Source organism: Pseudomonas phytophila, from assembly GCF_025643095.1.
GTDB lineage: Bacteria > Pseudomonadota > Gammaproteobacteria > Pseudomonadales > Pseudomonadaceae > Aquipseudomonas > Aquipseudomonas quasicaspiana.
Window position 1 is genome coordinate 284,558 of sequence record NZ_CP081201.1, and the last position, 18,885, is coordinate 303,442.

13 protein-coding genes are annotated in these 18,885 nt (G+C 56.7%); 11 read left to right on the forward strand and 2 right to left on the reverse strand.

Annotated elements, in window-relative coordinates; all coding sequences use genetic code 11:
• Positions 1-64: 64 nt before the first annotated feature.
• From K3169_RS01315 to K3169_RS01350, 8 genes are all read left to right on the forward strand, one after another.
• On the forward strand, positions 65-3,403 hold the full coding sequence (locus K3169_RS01315) for a hypothetical protein (protein ID WP_263269648.1): 3,339 nt from the start codon (positions 65-67) through the stop codon (positions 3,401-3,403).
• A complete protein-coding gene (locus K3169_RS01320; protein ID WP_263269650.1) occupies positions 3,400-4,617 on the forward strand; it encodes an RHS repeat-associated core domain-containing protein in 1,218 nt (405 codons plus the stop codon). The genes K3169_RS01315 and K3169_RS01320 overlap by 4 nt, the downstream gene beginning before the upstream one ends.
• 192 nt (positions 4,618-4,809) lie before the next feature.
• A complete protein-coding gene (locus tag K3169_RS01325) occupies positions 4,810-5,592 on the forward strand; it encodes a MetQ/NlpA family ABC transporter substrate-binding protein (protein ID WP_231676515.1) in 783 nt (260 codons plus the stop codon).
• A gap of 316 nt (positions 5,593-5,908) precedes the next feature.
• Positions 5,909-6,805, forward strand: coding sequence for a TauD/TfdA dioxygenase family protein (locus tag K3169_RS01330; protein ID WP_122705931.1), 897 nt, complete (start codon positions 5,909-5,911; stop codon positions 6,803-6,805).
• 15 nt (positions 6,806-6,820) lie between these two features.
• The gene (locus K3169_RS01335; protein WP_027898470.1) at positions 6,821-7,699 is read left to right on the forward strand and encodes an ABC transporter ATP-binding protein; all 879 of its coding nucleotides are present in this window, start codon (positions 6,821-6,823) and stop codon (positions 7,697-7,699) included.
• A 149-nt stretch (positions 7,700-7,848) separates the two neighbouring features.
• A complete protein-coding gene (locus K3169_RS01340; protein WP_027898471.1) occupies positions 7,849-8,715 on the forward strand; it encodes an ABC transporter permease in 867 nt (288 codons plus the stop codon).
• Between the two features lie 141 nt (positions 8,716-8,856).
• Positions 8,857-9,864 carry an ABC transporter substrate-binding protein gene (locus tag K3169_RS01345; protein WP_099269193.1) on the forward strand — a complete coding sequence of 336 codons (1,008 nt, stop codon included), beginning with the start codon at positions 8,857-8,859 and terminating at the stop codon, positions 9,862-9,864.
• A gap of 484 nt (positions 9,865-10,348) precedes the next feature.
• Positions 10,349-10,561 carry a DUF6124 family protein gene (locus K3169_RS01350; RefSeq protein WP_095092925.1) on the forward strand — a complete coding sequence of 71 codons (213 nt, stop codon included), beginning with the start codon at positions 10,349-10,351 and terminating at the stop codon, positions 10,559-10,561.
• 248 nt (positions 10,562-10,809) lie between these two features.
• Here K3169_RS01350 and K3169_RS01355 read toward each other — a convergent pair whose 3' ends face one another.
• Complete coding sequence (locus K3169_RS01355) at positions 10,810-11,982, reverse strand: AAA family ATPase (protein ID WP_122397554.1); 1,173 nt, start codon at positions 11,980-11,982, stop codon at positions 10,810-10,812.
• Between the two features lie 96 nt (positions 11,983-12,078).
• Positions 12,079-13,077: an Abi family protein gene (locus tag K3169_RS01360; protein WP_255878985.1), complete on the reverse strand. Its 999-nt coding sequence runs from the start codon at positions 13,075-13,077 to the stop codon at positions 12,079-12,081.
• A gap of 363 nt (positions 13,078-13,440) precedes the next feature.
• Between K3169_RS01360 and K3169_RS01365 the strand changes: the two genes are divergently transcribed.
• The 3 genes from K3169_RS01365 to K3169_RS01375 are packed head-to-tail and all read left to right on the forward strand — an operon-like array spanning position 13,441 to position 18,718.
• Entirely contained in the window at positions 13,441-14,559 is a 1,119-nt protein-coding gene (locus tag K3169_RS01365; protein WP_027899914.1) for an efflux RND transporter periplasmic adaptor subunit, read from the forward strand.
• Complete coding sequence (locus K3169_RS01370; protein WP_263269656.1) at positions 14,556-15,623, forward strand: efflux RND transporter periplasmic adaptor subunit; 1,068 nt, start codon at positions 14,556-14,558, stop codon at positions 15,621-15,623. Before K3169_RS01365 ends, K3169_RS01370 begins: the two co-directional genes overlap by 4 nt.
• Positions 15,620-18,718: an efflux RND transporter permease subunit gene (locus tag K3169_RS01375; RefSeq protein WP_263269658.1), complete on the forward strand. Its 3,099-nt coding sequence runs from the start codon at positions 15,620-15,622 to the stop codon at positions 18,716-18,718. The genes K3169_RS01370 and K3169_RS01375 overlap by 4 nt, the downstream gene beginning before the upstream one ends.
• Positions 18,719-18,885: the final 167 nt, after the last annotated feature.

Below are 18,885 nucleotides of genomic sequence, written 5' to 3' on the forward strand. Positions count from 1 at the left end.
TCCGGTGTCCATTTCTTTCAATGGGCTCAGCAACGCTAACCTGGGCTTTGGTACAGGATGGTCGATGCCCTTTACCCGATATAGCCGTACCACACGGCAACTGAATGTGTTTAACGGCGCAACCTATCTTGCCAATACAGCACCAGGCCAATTCGTCATCGCTGACAAAAAAGTTCAAGACTTGAAAACCAGTCGTGTCGGTGATGAATTGATTATCGAGCACAAATCAGGCGTCGTAGAGATATTGTCTAACCCGGCGCTTAACTGGGATGAGTGGATTGTTTCTAAACTCTATTCTCCGGAAGGTCGGGTTTTAAATTTCTCATACCGTGTCGTCGGCGGCCGGCGGATGCTGCGTGAGATTCGAGATGAAAGCCAGACGTTATTAACTGTCGATGTGCTTGACGGTTCATCGAGAGTCTCCAGTATCTCCCTATGGCCTGACAGCCCAACGGACAAGTTGGTGTTTACTCTTCAGATTCAGAATAACGAGCTTACCAAAATCACCCTGCCGCTGGAAAATGATAAAGCAGCGTCATGGCGTTTCACTTATCAACCTGTTGGTGGCCTGCGGCTAATCAGCAGGCTCGAGTTGCCCACTGGGGGCGCTGAGCAAATTACTTATAGGGCTATGGAGTTTCGGTTGCCTGCCGGAGCCCCGGTCAGGACTTTACCTGCGGTAGCTTCTCACGTCACTTATCCCCGCTCTAACCAGCCCGTGATAACCAGAAACTATAGTTACTCCAGCCGTAATTATCTGGGTAATGGGTCCAGCGCTCCTTGGCGAAATGACGGCGATAACCTTTATCGGGCGCCGGGTAATTACGAGTACGAGGTTAACGAACACCTGATGTTGGGGGTCGGATCCGCTGCGCGTGTTGTGCGCAGAACCAAGCGTGTCTACAACCGCTTTCATTTGCAGGTTGAGGAGACGGTCAATCAAAACGGCAAAACCGTGCGCACCCTTACCGAATATCACGCAAGGACAGGTGAGAGCTTTGAGAATCAACCCGGAAATTTCCAATTGCCCGCAAAGGTTGAGGTGTCCTGGTTTGATACTGCTAAACCCGATGTCATCCGCAAGGAAACCACGCTGACTGACTACGATGAAATGGGCAACATCCGCAGAAAAGAGTCGCCATCCGGGATTACAGAGGTTTTCAAGTATTACCCTGTAGGGGCATCCGACGGATGCCCGGCAGATACGTTCGCAAGAGAGCGCTGGCTCAAGTCCAAAACCCTGATACCCGCACCTGATTGTGCCCCCGCTCCCACGCTTGTCACGCAATACCGCTACACCGAACTCCCATCAGCCAGCCCCGAGCGGGGAAGCTTTTTGACACTGGAGCAAGAGTCTTTATTCCAGGGCGGTCAAGTAACGCCACTGGTGACCATCGCCCGACACTACGAAGCCGACCCCAAAAGCAAATTCCTGGGTCGCGTCAAGCGCAGGATCGAGACGGTTGAAGGCAGCAGTACGATTACGGAATATCGCTATGAGTTAAAGGGCGGCACTCTGTGTACGCAAACTACCTTGATGGCCAAGGATCGCACTGTCAGCACCCAATCCGTTTGGCAAAACGTTTTGACCGGGGCAGAAGTAAAAGTAGTCGAACAGATGGGCGTTGCCCTGGATACGATCTATGACCGGTTAGGGCGCAAAACCTCTGAAATGCTGGCACCTGAAACCCCCGGCCAGGTTTCCAGAACGCACAGCTACCAGTTGGCAAACACGTTGGCTGACGAGGTATCCACCCTCACCACAGCTCCCAACGGTGCTCAAACGCTGACACGGCTTGACGGGTTGAATCGAAAAATTGCCGTTGAGGTTCAGGACGTCGACGCTGTCGGTCAACCCATGCGTGCCGTTTACAGCGCCAACTACGATGGACTTGGCCAGTTGGCTGAAGAAACCAGCACTGACTGGCTCGACGGCGAAGCTGTTCAATTGAAGACCCGTTACACCTATGACGATTGGGGTAATCGCGTCTCGACCATCGGCCCGGATGGAGTCATCAGTCACGATCGACTCGATCCAGTCACGCTCGTCCAGACTCAGGGTATTGATCAGGCTGGTAAAACGGTCATCAGCAAAAATTTGTTTGGTAAAAACGACACGGTCGAACGCTTTGATCGCAAAGGTGTTTCATGTGGCGCCACGGAGTATATCTACGATGGCCTGGGGCGATGTGTTCAGCAAATCGATCCTCAAGGACGTACGACCAGGTTCGTGTACGACTTTGCTGACCGCCTGGTCATCACGCAATTGCCCGACGGCACACGGATCAAAAGAGCATTCTTGCAACGTAGTACGGAAGACCTGGCGACCCATATCTGGGTCAATGAATATCTGGCAGGTGAGCGTACCTACGACGGCCTGTTACGAGTGACCAGCATCACGGTCGGTGGACGCACTGAAATCTTCACGTACGTGGGTGCTCAGCCAAACCCGGCTACCCACGTCAAAGCCAGCGGTAAAGTCATTTCCTATCAATATGACCCGTCACTGAATAATCAGATGACTGAGCGCAGCGTTGCCGGTGACAGCAATCTCGCCGCCAGCTTCCGCTACGACAATGCTCACGCGAAATTGATTCAGGCCTCCTGCCCGGGCAACCATCAGCAGCGCATTTACCTGCCGTCCGGCAAGCTGCAAAACGACCAGATAACTGAAGCTCAGGGCACACTGGATGCCACGCATCGCACCTCTCTTAAAGGCTTGCCACTGGAATATGTAGATGCCGCGGGGGCTAAACAGATCACCCACTATGATGCGCTGTGTCGGATTGCCAAGGTCGTAAGGGGGGCTGTCACAGCGGACTACAGCTATGACTCATTCGGGCGTGTCAGCAAAATCGAAACGGTCGACAGCCAAAGTAAACGCACACTTGTCACGCAGCTTGAATACGACGACTTCGGCCGTGAGGTGCGTCGGGTGCTGACGGTTGACTCCAGTCAGCCGGAAGAACTGTCCCAACAATTCGACAATAAAGACAAGCTCATCAGACGCATCTTGCAGCGCGGAAGCACCGTGCTGCGTGATGAGCAATTTGCCTATGACTCTCGCGGTCGTCTGGAACACTACGAGTGCACCGGCCTGCATTTACCGGTGGATGCGGCGGGCAAAGAGATTCTTGTACAGGACTACTTGTTCGACGAACTGGATAACGTCCGCCAGTTGAAAACCGTGTTCACAGGTGGCGAGAACGTCGCTACTTATGAATATGAAAACTTCGACAAAACCCAATTAAGCCGCGTTCGCCATAGCCATCCGGACTATGCCGGGCAACAGGCGAAATTTTCTTACGACCGAGACGGTAACCAGCTCAATGATGAGCGCGGTCGTAGCCTGAGCTATGACGGCCTGGGCCGTCTGGAATCGGTCTCGGAGGCACAAGCATGAATCAGTTGATCAGTTATCGCTACGACGCTCTGGATCGCTTGATTGGCGTAGAGCCAGCGGGCGCTCCCGCCAGTACGCGAGTTTATCGGGATGGCCGAATCGCCACGCAATTGCAGGGCGCAAAGCAGCATAGCCTGATGGAGTCGGGTGGCCATGTTTTGGCTCAGTCGACCCACTCAGGTAGCACGGTGGTCAACAGCCTGTTGGGCTGCGATCAGCAGGGCAGCGTTTTGCAGTCGGTCACGGGCAATCAGATACAGCGCAGTGTCTACACCCCTTATGGCGGCAGTGCCATCGAAGGCGGGCTGCAAAGCTTGCTGGGCTTTAACGGCGAGCAACCCGACCCGGTGACCGGTTGCTATTTGCTGGGCAATGGTTATCGGGCTTACAACCCGGTGCTGATGCGTTTTCATAGCCCCGACACGATGAGCCCATTTGATTCAGGGGGCATAAACCCTTATGCCTATTGTGTGGGTGATCCGGTCAACATGACTGACCCGACCGGACATTTCTCTTTCAAGAAGTTTTTTAAAGCCCTGTTAGGCATCGCCATATCTGTCGCCGCCATCGCTCTTACTGCGGTCACCCTCGGCGCCAGTGCGCCGTTGACCGGGCCGGTTATATTCCTCGCGGCGCTTAGCATTACTGCTGACATTATCCAGATTGCAGGTGAGGTGGTGTCGTTGGCGGCTCCTGATTCCAAGGCCGGGGACATTTTAGGATACGTGGGCCTTGGCCTTGGGTTGGCGTCTCTATCGGGCACCTCTGCGGCGAAGGTGGCGGCCAAGCGAGGCAGTCAAGCGGCGGCGCGCTTCATCAACAAAGGGGCCGGTGCGGCTGCTGCGGCCCGGCAAGGGGCGATCAAAGTCAGTAACGGCAAGGCTATGCAAAGTTTTACCGGGACCGCAAAACTGGGGAAAGGTGCGAGGAATACGGTCGCGCTACAAAATCGCTTTCTTATGGCTACAAAGCTTTCCGGCTACGTGGAAATCGTCGATTACTCATCTGAAGCTGTCGACTTGATTGGTGACCTGACCAGCGGGAGTGACAAACCCGCAGTAGCCAGTGGGCAAGGTGAGAGTGTTTCGACCATTGACTCATTCTTACGCGGCGATCCGGAGCAAGGCGCGCCAGGGGTGAGGCAAGTCAATATCAAGCCAGGCGACTTCCTCACTGCGGATCAAGATCGCATGGTGGCAATACGTGAGTTCTGAATAGCGCCATGAGTTTCGATTGTTGGGCGTCTGTTCTTCAAAAAAAGCATAAGCAGTTAGAAAAAAAGTATTGTATTGGAATAAAAAATATCGGTAATGTCCGCTCCACGCCCCCGACCGCGCCAGCAGTCGGGGGCAACTCATTGAAGAGCTGTCGTACAGACCGACCTCGATTTTCTCTAAGGACATTGCATGAAAAAGACATTGCTGTTGACCGCTCTGGCGGCCGTATTTTCGGTAAGCGTGGCTCAAGCAGCCGAGAAACTGGTGGTCGGCGCTACGCCGGTTCCTCACGCGGAAATTCTCGAACTGATCAAGCCTGACCTCGCTAAAGAAGGCGTGGATCTGGAAATCAAGGTGTTCACCGACTACGTGCAGCCAAACGTACAACTCAATGAAAAGCGTCTGGACGCCAACTACTTCCAGACCAAGCCTTACCTGGATGGCTTCAACAAAGGCAAAGGCGCAACGCTGGTGACCGGTGTTGGCGTACACGTTGAACCGTTCGGTGGCTACTCCAACAAGTACAAGAACATCGCTGACCTGCCAGAAGGCGCAACCGTCGCCATCCCTAACGAAGGCAGCAACGCCGGTCGTGCCCTGCTGCTGTTGCAGAAAAATGGCCTGATCACACTGAAAAACCCGACCGACGCACTGGCGACTCCGAAAGACATCGCCACCAACCCGAAGAAGCTCAAGTTCCGCGAGCTGGAATCGGCCGTACTGCCACGCGCACTGGGCCAGGTTGATCTGGCGCTGATCAACACCAACTACGCGCTGGAAGCGAAGCTGAACCCGAAAAAAGACGCGTTGATCATCGAAGGCGCTGATTCGCCTTACGTGAACTTCCTGGTGACCCGTTCCGATAACGCTCACACCGACGCTATCGAGAAACTGTCCAAGGCCCTGACCAGCCAGAAAGTAAAAGACTTCATCAACAAGAAGTACGAAGGCGCGGTACTGCCAGCGTTCTGATTGCCAAGCTGAACACGAAATACCCAACGCCGACGCTGGTAACAGCGTCGGCGTTTTTGTGCGTGGGTTATCGCGCCGGCACAAATCCCTGTGGGAGCGAGGCTTGCCCGCGATAAAGGCACCGCAGATATCAGGTCTACCGCGTTCAGCCTTATCGCGGGCAAGCCTCGCTCCCACAGGGATTGGCGCCAAACCCTGCGTCTCAAATACCCCTAGCTCAATCCGGACTATCCATATGCAATAACGATATTTAAATTTCGATTCTTATACCTATAAAGTCGTGGCTCATTACCACCAGTCTTCTGGAGTCCGAGCCATGTCGTCAGCGTCTCTCGCGTCATCACCCGTTCAAGCTGCATCTCAACAGTTTGAAGTGCGTCCGTTCGCCGCTAACGTGGGCGCAGAGATCCTCGGGCTCGACCTGTCCCGACCGCTGAATGACGCCGACTTCGCTCGCGTACATCGCGCGCATCTGGATTACCACGTCGTGGTGTTCCGCGATCAGCAGATCACCCCGCAACAGCAGATCGACTTCAGCCGCCGTTTTGGCGTGTTGCAGATCCACGTGCTCAAACAGTTCCTGCTCGCCAACCACCCGGAAATCCTCATCGTTTCCAACATTGTGGAAAACGGTCAGCCGCTGGGCCTGGGCGACGCGGGCAAGTATTGGCACTCCGATCTTTCCTACAAGGAGCTGCCAAGCCTCGGCTCGATGCTCTACGCGCAAGAACTGCCAAGCGAAGGTGGCGACACCTTGTTCGCCAACATGCACCTGGCCTGGGACACCTTGCCTGAGCATTTGCGCAAAGCTGTTGAAGGCCGCTCTGCCGTGCACAGCTACACCTCGCGCTACCGCGACGGGCACAACGCTCAAAACTGGCGGCCAACCCTGACTCCCGAGCAACTGGCGCAAGTCGTTGTGGTCAGCCATCCGATCGTGCGCACACACCCTGAAAACGGTCGCAAAGCATTGTTTGTCAGCGAAGGCTTCACCACGCATATCGTCGGTCTGCCGGAAGACGAGAGTCAGCAGATTCTCAACGAACTGTACGCGCACAGCGTTCGGCCAGAAGGGGTTTATCGCCACAAGTGGGCACCCAACGACATGGTCTTCTGGGACAACCGCTCGCTGATCCACCTGGCGGGCGGCACGCCTGACCATCTGCGTCGCCGCCTGCATCGCACGACCATCCAGGGCGATGCGCCGTTCTAATACCGGGAGCTTTTAATGACTGTTCTGCAAAGCCACACGGCTAGCGCAAATTCGCTTGCGCAACAGGTCGATCAGCCCGCTGCTGAAGCCCTGCTGCAAGTCCAGAATGTAAGCCTCGAATACCGCACGCCCGAGCGTGTGGTGCGGGCGACTCATCAAGTCAGCTTTGAAGTGGATCCGGCGGATCGCTTCGTATTGCTCGGCCCTTCGGGATGCGGCAAATCAACCTTGCTCAAGGCTGTGGCCGGTTTCATCAAACCCAGCGAAGGGCAGATTCGTCTGGCGGGTACTGAAGTGCATGAGCCGGGCCCGGACCGGATCGTGGTGTTCCAGGAGTTCGACCAACTGCCGCCCTGGAAAACCGTCATCGAAAACGTGATTTTCCCGCTGCTGGCCTCTCGCACGTTGAAGCGCAAGGAAGCACTGGAGCGCGCGCATTACTACCTGGCGAAAGTCGGTTTGAGCGCGTTCGCAGATGCTTATCCGCACACCTTGTCGGGTGGCATGAAAGCCCGTGTGGCGATTGCCCGCGCCTTGGCGATGCAACCGAAAATCCTGCTCATGGATGAGCCGTTCGCTGCTCTTGACGCTTTGACCCGTCGCAAGATGCAGGAAGAGCTGCTGGAGCTGTGGGAAGAAGTGCGCTTCACCCTGCTGTTCGTCACGCACTCCATTGAAGAAGCACTGGTTGTGGGCAACCGCATCCTTTTGCTGTCGCCGCATCCGGGCCGCGTTCGCGCTGAAATCAACAGCCATCAATATGACCTGAAGAGCCTCGGCGGCGTTGGTTTCCAGCACACCGCCCAGCGTATTCACCGGCTGCTGTTCGATGAAGGCGAAGAGCAGGCGGTCGACCGCGAGCTGAACTTCCAGGACATCCGGATCGCTTATTAACTTCTGCTTGCTGGCGCTGTTCCCTGTGGGAGCCGGGCTTGCCCGCGATAAGGCTGGATGCGGTTTATTTTAGATCGCGTGGACCTTATCGCGGGCAAGCACAGCTCCCACAGGAGAACAGGGCCAGCAGATACCAAGAGAACACACCCATGAGCCTGTCCCCCCCAATCCGTGAAGAATACGAAGTCACGCTGGAGCCTTTCACACAGGAAGACCTGGCCCGTGACATCCCGTTGGTGCAACGCATCTGGCAAGTGAGCTGGGTGCGTAAAACTGTGATCCTGATCGTGCTGGCCATCCTTTGGGAAGTCGCCGCGCGGATTCAGAACAACGACCTGTTGCTGCCCAGCTTCCTGCAGACCGCTGCTGCTTTTTACGAAGGAATTCTTTCTGGCGAACTGATCAGCAAGGTCTGGATTTCCCTGACCGTGCTGATCCAGGGCTACCTGATCGGTATCGTCCTGGCCTTTGCCCTGACTACGCTGGCGGTATCTACCCAGCTGGGTCGCGACCTGCTCGGCACCCTGACCGCGATGTTCAACCCATTGCCTGCTATTGCGCTGCTGCCACTGGCGCTGCTGTGGTTTGGCCTGGGTCAGAACAGCCTGATTTTTGTGCTGGTGCACTCGGTGCTGTGGGCGCTGGCGCTCAATACTTATGCCGGCTTTCTGGGTGTTTCGGAAACCCAGCGCATGGCCGGTCGCAACTATGGCCTCAAGGGCTTGCGCTTTGTCTGGCACATCCTGATTCCGGCTGCGCTGCCGTCGATTCTGGCGGGCCTGAAAATCGGCTGGGCGTTTGCCTGGCGGACCCTGATCGCGGCCGAACTGGTCTTCGGCGCATCGTCCGGCAAAGGCGGCCTGGGCTGGTACATCTTCCAGAACCGCAACGAGCTGTACACCGACAAAGTTTTTGCTGGCCTGGCTGCCGTCATCATGATCGGCCTGCTGGTGGAAAACCTGCTGTTCGCCAACGTCGAGCGCCTGACCGTCAAGCGCTGGGGTATGCAGCGATAGATGAGTTGGAACATTGCTTCTGTGGGAGCTGGGCTTGCCCGCGATAAGGTCCACGCGATCTAAATTGAACCGCGTCCAGCCTTATCGCGAGCAAGCTCTGCTCCCACAGATATCAACAACATTTTTGATGTGGGGTTTCAAATGGCAATTCCTTTCAAGCGCTCAGCCATCATCGCGCTCGCCGCAACCATCGGCCTGCTCAGCGGCGGCGCACAGGCCGAAGGCAAGATCAGCATCGCTCAGCAATTCGGGATCGGTTACCTGATTCTGGACGTGGTCCGTGATCAAAAACTGATCGAAAAGCACGGTAAAGAGCAGGGCATCGACATCAAGGTCGACTGGAATAGCATTTCCGGCGCGACCGCCATGAACGAAGCGCTGCTGGCTGGCGCGCTGGACGTGGTGTCCGCAGGCGTACCGCCGATGCTGACCATCTGGGACCGCACCAAGGGCAAACAGAACGTCAAAGCCATCGCGTCGCTGGGCTCAATGCCCAACTACCTGCTGACCAACAACCCGAACGTGAAAACCCTCAAGGACTTCACCGACAAAGACCGCATCGCCGTGCCAGCCGCAGGCGTGGGTTTCCAGTCGCGCACCTTGCAGATCGAAACTGCCAAAGAGTTCGGTAACGAGAACTTCAAGAAATTCGACAACATCTCGGTAAGCCTGCCGCACCCGGACGCGACCTCTGCGTTGATCTCGGGCGGCTCCGAAATCAACTCGCACTTCTCCAGCCCGCCGTTCCAGTATCAGGCGCTGGAAAACAAGAACGTGCATAAAGTGCTGAGTTCGTACGACGTGCTGGGCGGTCAGGCAACGTTCAACGTGCTGTACACCACCGAGAAATTCCACGACGAAAACCCGAAAACCTACAAAGCGTTCTACGACGCACTGGCTGAAGCCGAGAAAATCATCAAGGCCGACAAGCCTGCTGCTGCCCAGACCTACATCCGCGTAGAGCAATCCAAGCTGGCACTGCCATTTGTAGAGAAGATTGTTTCCGATCCGGAAATCGACTTCACCATCACTCCGCAGCGCACCTTTATTTATGCTGAAAAACTGCAAGAGCTGGGCGTGCTGAAAAACAAGGCGGCGAGCTGGAAGGATTACTTCTTCGAAGAAGCCCATGGTGGTGCGGGTAGCTGATGGAATAGCACATCTACCGGTATGCGCTGATCCTGTGGGAGCTGGGCTTGCCCGCGATAAGAACACCTCGGTTTGCAGATACATCACCGATACCTTATCGCGGGCAAGCCCAGCTCCCACAAGGAAACTCGTTCCGGCTGGACAATTTTGTAACTTCAACTCACGAAAAACCCACCTTTGAAGGCCCTTTCCTGCGGCCGTTTCCCTTTCTTCTGTGCGAACTTTCCTAGAAAATCCTGAGCCCTTGCGCGTGCCAATTTCGGACACTAGGCTGCGTCCGTCACTGACTCATCAGTGATCGGGTTTAGCAGCCTGCTTCGTGAATTGACAGCGCAAGTACCGCGTTATGGCGGCTTTGCGTGGGGCATCTTCGGGTGCGCCGGTCTTGTTGATTCCACCGGTCTGCTAACCCGCGACAAAGCCGCCACCTTCTATTTGTTTAGCAGCGAACATTCGGTGGCTCCTTCAACACAAGGAATCAACGATGAAAAAATTAACACCAGATCCACCGCTGCCAACCCTCGAAGAATCGCTGCTCCATGTCAGCGACCTACTACGCTGCGCAGCCGCCACCGCCTATGAAACCGGCGACACACTCAACGGCCCCAAACGCGACCTGGCCTTCTCGGTCGTGCACCTGATCGCCATGGCCAAAGCCGAACTTGACCGCTCACTGGAACGCGTCGAACCCCGCTGAAGCCCGCATAACAACTCAATCCTGAGGCCGAACGCTATCTCTGTGGGAGCTGGGCTTGCCCGCGATACAGGCACCGCAGTTATCAGGTCAACCGCGTCCAGCCTTATCGCCGCCAAGCCCAGCTCCCACAAGTTCTGCGGATCCCGCGACACGCATGCACTCTGTGACAGTCGAGCTTGCTTGCGATACGAGCGCCACAGAGATCAGTCATGCCTATCTCCCACGTCTAGACCGCAAGCCCCGCTGTCTCAATCCGGCCAATGCCACGCCGGTGCATCCAGCATCCCTTGCCCGACGATCCCGGTTTGCCCCAACACCTTTTCAAGCTCGATCGCATTGCATTCCGGGCTTTGCTCCAGTGCGGCGATCAATCGGCTGGCATGGGATACCACCCAAACCTGACAGTGTTGCGAAGCTTTGATAATCAAACGCGCCAGCGCGGGCAGCAGGTCAGGGTGCAGGCTGGTTTCCGGTTCGTTGAGCACCATCATGGTGGGCGGTCGCGGGGTGAGCAGGGCGGCGATCAGCAGCAGGTAGCGCAGCGTGCCGTCGGACAATTCTGATGCCGACAACGGGCGCAACAAACCTTCCTGATAAAACTCCACCGCGAACAGCCCGCCGCGCACGACATTGATTTTCAGGCTGGCACCGGGGAAGGCATCACTGATGGCGGCATGAAGCGCCTCGGGCTCGCCGATTTCCAGAATGGTTTGCAGTGCTGCGGCCAGATCCCGGCCATCGTGATGCAGCACTGGCGTGCGCGTACCTAAATGCGCGCGGCGTGCCGGGGCTTCTGAGTCGGTGCGAAAGTGATCATAAAAGCGCCAGCCACGGATACTTTCCCGTAGGTGCAACACTTCGGGTGACGACCGCAGGCTGCCAATCTGATCGAACAGGCTGTCAAAGGTCGGCGTATGTTGCGCCAGAACGTCCCAGTTTCGACCGTCACGTGCTCGAATCATCGGGCCTGCACGGTCCACCAGCAGGCTTGCCGGCCGATAGACGTCCCCGGCCCAGATGCATTCGCGCTTTATCTCTGGATCAAGGGCAAACGCCGAGGGATTCAGACGTGGAGGGGGTTCAGGCAGCCCTAGCGAAATCGCATAACTGAAATCCTCTGCGGCAAAACCCAGGCGCAGTCGAGTGACCTTTTCCTTTGGCCCGCCTTGCACGTCTACCTCGCCATTGAGCATGCGCCTCGAGATTTTCTCGGGCCCGGCCCAAAACGTGGAGTCCAGGCCGCCCTCACGGGCCAGGGCATTGGTTACAGCGCCTTGCGCAGTTTCAGCCAACAACCGAAGGGCCCGGTAAAGATTGGACTTACCGCTGCCATTGGGGCCGGTAATGACATTAAGACGCTCAAGCGGCACGATCAGGTTGTTGATCGACCGGTAATTAGCGACCGCGAGAGTTTTAAGCATGGCTGCTTCCTTGCCGGTGAGAAGAAGGGAGTTTAACCAGATCGCTTGGCGAATGATGAGCCAAGCGGCATGCACGGATACCTGAATCCAGCGCAGTCATTGTCTCCCTCCCCAAAACGGATCCTGAAACCAGTCAATCGGGAAACCCATTGCATGGAGATCAATTTCAGGGTGCGCATCCATTAGCTCGTGCAACCGTCTGTCCCAGTTCGTATGAGGACTAACTTGAAACATCAAAATATTAATGATGCACAGGATCATAAACACTCGGGCATGTGACCCCGTTTGCTGCAGGTGCTGGGGCCATAAAAACATGGCCGTTTTGGGGAGCTCGGGCCGGATACCAAGTTCACGATTCCAAAGTCTTGCATGGTGAGCGCAGACGTTGCGGATAGCGGTCAAACTGTGCAGCCAGGACTGCAGCAACGGGCTTGGTAGCGCCAGATTTCGGGCGATGGCTTTCTTGTCCGAGTCACGAGCCAAGCCTTTAAAAAGGTGCGACAGATCGCCAAAGGTTATTTCTTCCATGGCCGCCCATGCAGGCATCAGGTCTGGCTCACAGTAAGTAAGGGCGTAGTGACGCGGGTAGCTTTCTTTGCTGCGCAATTTCTTTAAGTGGCTCTTACGCGACTTGGATGCGTTGGACCGATCAATGCGCTGGCATTCACGCTCGTAGTCACGTCTAGCTTCGGTCTGTTTGCGTCTGATGTTGTCGAGTAGGGCGCTGTGACGATATCCACGCTGGAAAAAAAGCGGGTTCAGATACCAATGGGACCCGTAGCGTGGCCCCATGTGGTTACTGATGACTGAGCGGATAGCGACTTCGATCCGCTCGATGGCATCAATTACCAATAGGCGTAGCCTGCGATCAAATTCATACAGACGAGTGAGATCCCGCAAGCTGGCGCCGGGCCGAAAGCCGTGTTCCACGTCATCAGTGACCTGGAAGGGACGCATATAAGGGGAAAAGCGGAAAAAGCTCACAGACGCCAGAAAGCAGCGTGCCTCGCTTTCGTCCTGAATCAGTAATCCGCGCATTTTCAGCAGGGACAATTGCTCGTCCACAGTGATGGCGGCCTTGCTAAAGAGCCTCACGGTGAGAAACTGGCGGGCATAAAAAACCCGCTCGATTTGTGCTTGGCTGCAGAGGCAGCCATAGGCATGGCGGGTGTGTTACTGGAAAGGTTATGGAGCATCGACCAGTTTTGCAAGGCTTTGATGAAATCGTTGCGGGCAGGAACGACATGCTACGGATATACCCGTGAAAACAGCGGTACATATGTCTATTTGAATTCGGCAAACGCTATTTCATCTTTTGCATGCCCCGCTTAATGTCCACTCACCTGCAACCAATCACGCACCTCAAGGAACCCTGATCTACGCTTAGAGTCGCATAGTCACGGCGCCACCCACTGTTTACAGCGAGGCACGCGCACGGCATCCGCATAAGGAGTCTGCATGCCCGCTTTCCCCCCAAGATTGGCGTTGTTTGGCCTGACATTGTCGCTGGCGATTCTGACCGGCTGCGGCGAGGAAAAACCTGCTGACGCCAACCTGCCACGTGTCTATGTACAAGAAGTCGCAAGCATCGATTACGCCGCTCAGGTTGCATTGACCGGTGACGTTCAGGCCCGGGTGCAGACTCAGCTTTCATTCCGCGTGGGCGGCAAGATCATTCAGCGAATGGTGGATGTGGGTGATCGGGTCACGGCCAGGCAAGTGCTGGCGCGACTTGATCCCAAAGACTTGCAGACCAACGTCGATTCCGCCGTGGCGGCTGTCGCCGCCGAGCAAGCGCGGGTGACGCAGACCCGTGCTGCGTTCGTGCGACAGGAAAAACTGCTGCCCAAGGGCTATACCAGCCGCAGCGAATACGATTCCGCACAGGCCGCATTGCGCAGCAGCCAGAGCGCGCTCAATGCTGCGCAAGCTCAACTGGCCAGTGCCCGTGAGCAATTGAGCTACACCGCGTTGGTCGCCGACGCGCCTGGGGTGATTACTGAGCGTCAGGCGGAAGTCGGGCAAGTGGTACAGGCCACCGTGCCGATTTTCAGCCTGGCCCGGGATGGGGAGCGTGACGCGGTATTCAACGTCTATGAGTCACTGTTCGCCCAGGCATCCGGTGATGAACCGGTGGTGGTGACGCTGCTCGATAACCCGCAAATCAAAACGGTCGGCAAAGTCCGTGAAGTGACCCCCGCCGTGTCAGCCGAAACCGGCACCGTACAAGTAAAAATCGGCCTCCAGAAATTACCCGCTGGCATGGACCTCGGCTCGGTGGTCAGCGGGGCGTTGACCACGCCGGGCAAGGCCAGCGTCGAACTGCCATGGGCTGCGCTGACCAAGGGGTTGGGCGATCAACTGGGCAAGCCAGCAGTGTGGGTAGTGGACGATCAAGGCAAAGCCAATTTGCGCGCCGTGACGGTAGGCCGTTACCTGACCGCCAAAGTCATCATCACCGATGGCTTGAAGTCTGGTGAGAAAGTGGTGGTCGCCGGGGGGCAGTTGTTGCACCCCGACATGCACGTGGAAATCGCCGCCAGTGAACAGCAGAAACCCGCGAAGGTGCAGCCATGAAGCGTTTGTCGTGGTTGTTATTGCTGCCGCTGTTGAGCGCGTGCAGTAAGGAAGAGCCCGCGCCGGAGCCAGTGCGCCCCGTGCTGCATGTCGAAGCCAAGGCGATTTCTGAGGAAAGCCTCGGCCGGTTTGCTGGCAACATTGAAGCGCGTTATGAAAGCACCCTCGGTTTCCGGGTGGCCGGACGAATTGCTCAACGCAGTGTCGACGTCGGCAGTGAAGTCGCCCAAGGCGCATTGCTTGCCACGCTGGACCCTACCGACCAGCAGAATAATGTGCGAGCTCGCCAAGGTGATCTGGCGCGCATTCAAGCGCAGTGGATCAACGCGCAAGCCAATGCCCGTCGCCAACAGGAGTTGTTTGACCGGGGCGTGGGTGCCCAGGCACAACTGGACATCGCTCAGACCGATCTGAAAACCACCAACTCATCACTCGAACAGGCACGCGCGGCACTGAGCCAGGCCCAGGATCAGTTGGGGTACAGCGAGTTGCGCTCCGATCACGCTGCCGTCGTTACCCGCTGGCAGGTTGAAGCCGGTCAGGTTGTCACCGCCGGGCAAGAGGTCGTGACCCTGGCTCGCCCGGACGTCAAAGAAGCGGTAATCGATTTGCCTGGCTTCCTGGCTGACCAGTTGCCCCAAGGCGTCGAGTTCAAGGTCGCCAGCCAGCTCGATCCGCAGATCAATACCACCGCGACGCTGCGCGAAATCGAACCGCAAGCCGAGCGCACCACCCGCACCCGCCGTGCTCGACTGACCCTGAAAGAGACGCCGGAAGCGTTCAGGCTGGGTACCGCTATCAGCGTCAGCCTGAGTTCAGCTATTGCTTCGCGCACTGAGCTACCGATCAATGCGCTGCAGGAAGTGGATGGCAAGGCGCAGGTGTGGATCATCGACAGGCAAAACCAGACGGTTAATCCTCGCGCTGTGAACGTCATCAGCCGTACGGGCGACAGTTTTGTATTGAATAACGGGATCAAACCCGGCGAGTGGGTGGTGAGTGCCGGGGTCAACAGCCTCAAGCCGGGCCAGAAAGTTAAAGTCGATGAGGAAAGCCCGCGATGAAAGGGAGTTTTAACCTGTCCGAATGGGCCATCAAGCATCAGTCTTTTGTCTGGTACCTGATGTTCGTTGCGCTGTTGATGGGCGTCTTTTCCTACATGAATCTTGGCCGTGAGGAGGATCCGTCCTTCACGATCAAAACCATGGTCGTACAAACCCGCTGGCCGGGTGCGACGGTGGATGAAACCCTTGAGCAAGTCACCGACCGCATCGAGAAGAAACTCGAAGAACTGGACTCGCTGGACTACGTGAAAAGCTACACGCGTCCCGGTGAGTCCACGATCATGATTTTCCTGCACGACACCACCTCTGCGAAGGACATTCCGGAGATCTGGTATCAGGTGCGCAAGAAGATTGACGACATCCGCGCACAATTCCCGCAAGGCACCCAAGGGCCGTTTTACAACGACGAATTCGGTGATGTTTACGGGTCGATTTACGCATTTACGGCGGATGGTTTTTCCATGCGTCAGTTGCGTGATTACGTAGAGCAAGTCCGTACGGAAATCCGCGAAGTGCCTGGGCTGGGCAAGGTCGAAATGATCGGCCAGCAGGACGAAGTGGTGTACCTGAATTTTTCTACCCGCAAGCTCGCGGCACTGGGCCTGGATCAAAGCCAGGTGGTGCAAAGCCTGCAATCGCAAAACGCGGTCACGCCAGCGGGGGTGATCGAAGCCGGGCCGGAGCGAATTTCGGTGCGGACCTCGGGGCAGTTTGCGTCGGAAAAAGATCTGGCTGAGGTCAACCTGCGTCTCAATGATCGCTTCTATCGTTTGAGTGATATCGCCGACATCACGCGCGGCTATGTCGACCCACCGAAACCGATGTTCCGCTTCAACGGCAAGCCCGCCATCGGCCTGGCCATTGCGATGAAGAAGGGCGGCAACATTCAGTCATTCGGCAAGGCGCTGCATGAGCGCATGGACGCCGCCACGGCCAATCTGCCGGTGGGCGTTGGCGTGCACAACGTCTCGGATCAGGCCGAAGTGGTCGAGAAGGCGGTCGGCGGCTTCACCAGCGCGCTGTTCGAGGCGGTGGTGATCGTGTTGATCGTCAGCTTCGTCAGCCTGGGTGTGCGTGCTGGATTGGTGGTCGCTTGCTCGATCCCGTTGGTGCTGGCCATGGTCTTTGTGTTCATGGAATACAGCGGCATCACCATGCAGCGGATTTCCCTCGGCGCGTTGATCATTGCTCTCGGCCTGTTGGTGGACGACGCGATGATCACGGTGGAGATGATGGTTACGCGCCTGGAAATGGGCGAAACCAAGGAGCAGGCGGCGACTTACGCTTATACCTCGACGGCCTTCCCGATGCTGACCGGTACGCTGGTGACTGTCGCCGGGTTCGTGCCCATTGGCCTTAACGCGAGTTCGGCGGGGGAGTACACCTTCACGCTGTTTGCGGTGATTGCCGTGGCGATGCTGGTGTCGTGGGTGGTTGCGGTGTTGTTCGCACCGGTAATTGGCGTGCATATCCTGAGCGCCAACATTAAGAAGAAGGACGAGAAAGAGAAGGAAGGGCGCATTGCCCGCGGTTTCAACAACAGCATGTTCTGGGCGATGCGGCATCGCTGGATCACCCTCATTTTCACCATCCTGATGTTTGTGGCGGCGGTGTTCTCCATGCAGTTTGTGCAGAACCAGTTCTTCCCGTCTTCAGACCGGCCAGAAGTTCTCGTCGACCTGAACCTGCCGCAAAACGCTTCGATCAACGAAACCCGCAAGGTCGTGGACCGCTTTGAAGCGACGTTGAAGGACGATCCGGATATTGAGCGCTGGAGCACTTACATCGGTCAGGGCGCTTTACGCTTCTACTTGCCTTTGGACCAGCAACTGGAAAATCCGTACTACGCGCAGTTGGTGATCGTCAGCAAAAGCCTTGAGCAGCGCGCCGATCTGACCGACCGTCTCAACAAGCGTCTACGCGAAGAGTTTGTCGGCATTGGCAGCTTTGTTCAGCCGCTGGAAATGGGGCCGCCGGTGGGGCGTCCGCTGCAGTATCGGGTGAGCGGTGAAAACATCGACAAGGTGCGCCAGCACGCCATCGAACTGGCCACACTGTTGGACGCCAATCCACATGTTGGCGAGTTGATTTACGACTGGAACGAGCCGGGCAAGGTCCTGCGCATCGACATCAACCAGGACAAGGCGCGTCAGTTGGGCTTGTCGTCTGAGGACGTGGCCAAGCTGATGAACAGCATCGTAAGCGGCTCGCCGGTGACGCAGGTGCGTGATGACATTTACCTGATTGATGTCGTGGGCCGTGCTGAGGACGCGGAGCGTGGGTCGCCGGAAACCCTGCAGAATCTGCAGATTGTGACGCCGGGCGGCACGTCCATTCCGTTGCTGGCGTTTGCGACGGTGCGTTATGAGCTGGAGCAGCCGCTGGTCTGGCGTCGTGACCGCAAGCCGACTATCACGGTTAAAGCAGCGGTAGCGGATGACATGCAGCCAACGGATCTGGTCAAGCAGCTCAAACCTGAGATCGACAAGTTCGCTGCAGGTTTACCGGCGGGCTACAAGGTGGCTACTGGCGGCACCGTTGAAGAAAGCGGCAAGGCTCAAGGCCCCATTGCCAGTGTCGTGCCGCTGATGATCTTCCTGATGGCGACGTTCCTGATGATTCAACTGCACAGTGTGCAGAAGATGTTCCTGGTCGCCAGCGTTGCACCCTTGGGCCTTATTGGCGTGGTGTTGGCGCTGATCCCGACGGGTACGCCCATGGGCTTTGTGGCGATCCTTGGGATACTGGCGCTGATCGGGATCATCATCCGTAACTCGGTGATTCTGGTGACGCAGATCGACGCGTATGAACGCGACGGCTACCTACCATGGGATGCCGTGGCCGAAGCCACCCAGCATCGCCGTCGCCCAATCCTGCTGACCGCAGCAGCCGCCAGCCTGGGCATGATCCCCATCGCCCGCGAAGTATTCTGGGGCCCGATGGCCTACGCCATGATCGGCGGCATCATCATCGCGACCTTGCTGACGCTGCTGTTTTTGCCAGCGCTATATGTGGCGTGGTATCGGATTAAAGAGCCGAGTGATGAGCAGCGGGAGCAGGCTGAGAAGGGTGGTGAACCAGCGCCTTCGAGTTAAATTCTTCGCGGGCAAGCCCAGCTCCTATCAAACAAAATATAACTATCTGATTTGGAATGCTTTTTACTGTAGGAGTGAGCTTGCTCGCGATAGCTCCAGTACAGGCAATATATTCATCGACTGAAAGGCCGAATCGCGAGCAAGCTCACTCCTACAGGGTCCGTGTT

Excerpts from the sequence above, each read along its gene's own strand:
- K3169_RS01315 (WP_263269648.1), top strand. The coding sequence starts at position 65 with ATGCCCTTTACCCGATATAGCCGTACCACACGGCAACTGAATGTGTTT.
- K3169_RS01365 (WP_027899914.1), top strand. The coding sequence starts at position 13,441 with ATGCCCGCTTTCCCCCCAAGATTGGCGTTGTTTGGCCTGACATTGTCG.
- K3169_RS01330 (WP_122705931.1), top strand. The coding sequence starts at position 5,909 with ATGTCGTCAGCGTCTCTCGCGTCATCACCCGTTCAAGCTGCATCTCAA.
- K3169_RS01340 (WP_027898471.1), top strand. The coding sequence starts at position 7,849 with ATGAGCCTGTCCCCCCCAATCCGTGAAGAATACGAAGTCACGCTGGAG.
- K3169_RS01320 (WP_263269650.1), top strand. The coding sequence starts at position 3,400 with ATGAATCAGTTGATCAGTTATCGCTACGACGCTCTGGATCGCTTGATT.
- K3169_RS01355 (WP_122397554.1), bottom strand. The coding sequence starts at position 11,982 with ATGCTTAAAACTCTCGCGGTCGCTAATTACCGGTCGATCAACAACCTG.
- K3169_RS01370 (WP_263269656.1), top strand. The coding sequence starts at position 14,556 with ATGAAGCGTTTGTCGTGGTTGTTATTGCTGCCGCTGTTGAGCGCGTGC.
- K3169_RS01375 (WP_263269658.1), top strand. The coding sequence starts at position 15,620 with ATGAAAGGGAGTTTTAACCTGTCCGAATGGGCCATCAAGCATCAGTCT.
- K3169_RS01325 (WP_231676515.1), top strand. The coding sequence starts at position 4,810 with ATGAAAAAGACATTGCTGTTGACCGCTCTGGCGGCCGTATTTTCGGTA.
- K3169_RS01345 (WP_099269193.1), top strand. The coding sequence starts at position 8,857 with ATGGCAATTCCTTTCAAGCGCTCAGCCATCATCGCGCTCGCCGCAACC.
- K3169_RS01350 (WP_095092925.1), top strand. The coding sequence starts at position 10,349 with ATGAAAAAATTAACACCAGATCCACCGCTGCCAACCCTCGAAGAATCG.
- K3169_RS01335 (WP_027898470.1), top strand. The coding sequence starts at position 6,821 with ATGACTGTTCTGCAAAGCCACACGGCTAGCGCAAATTCGCTTGCGCAA.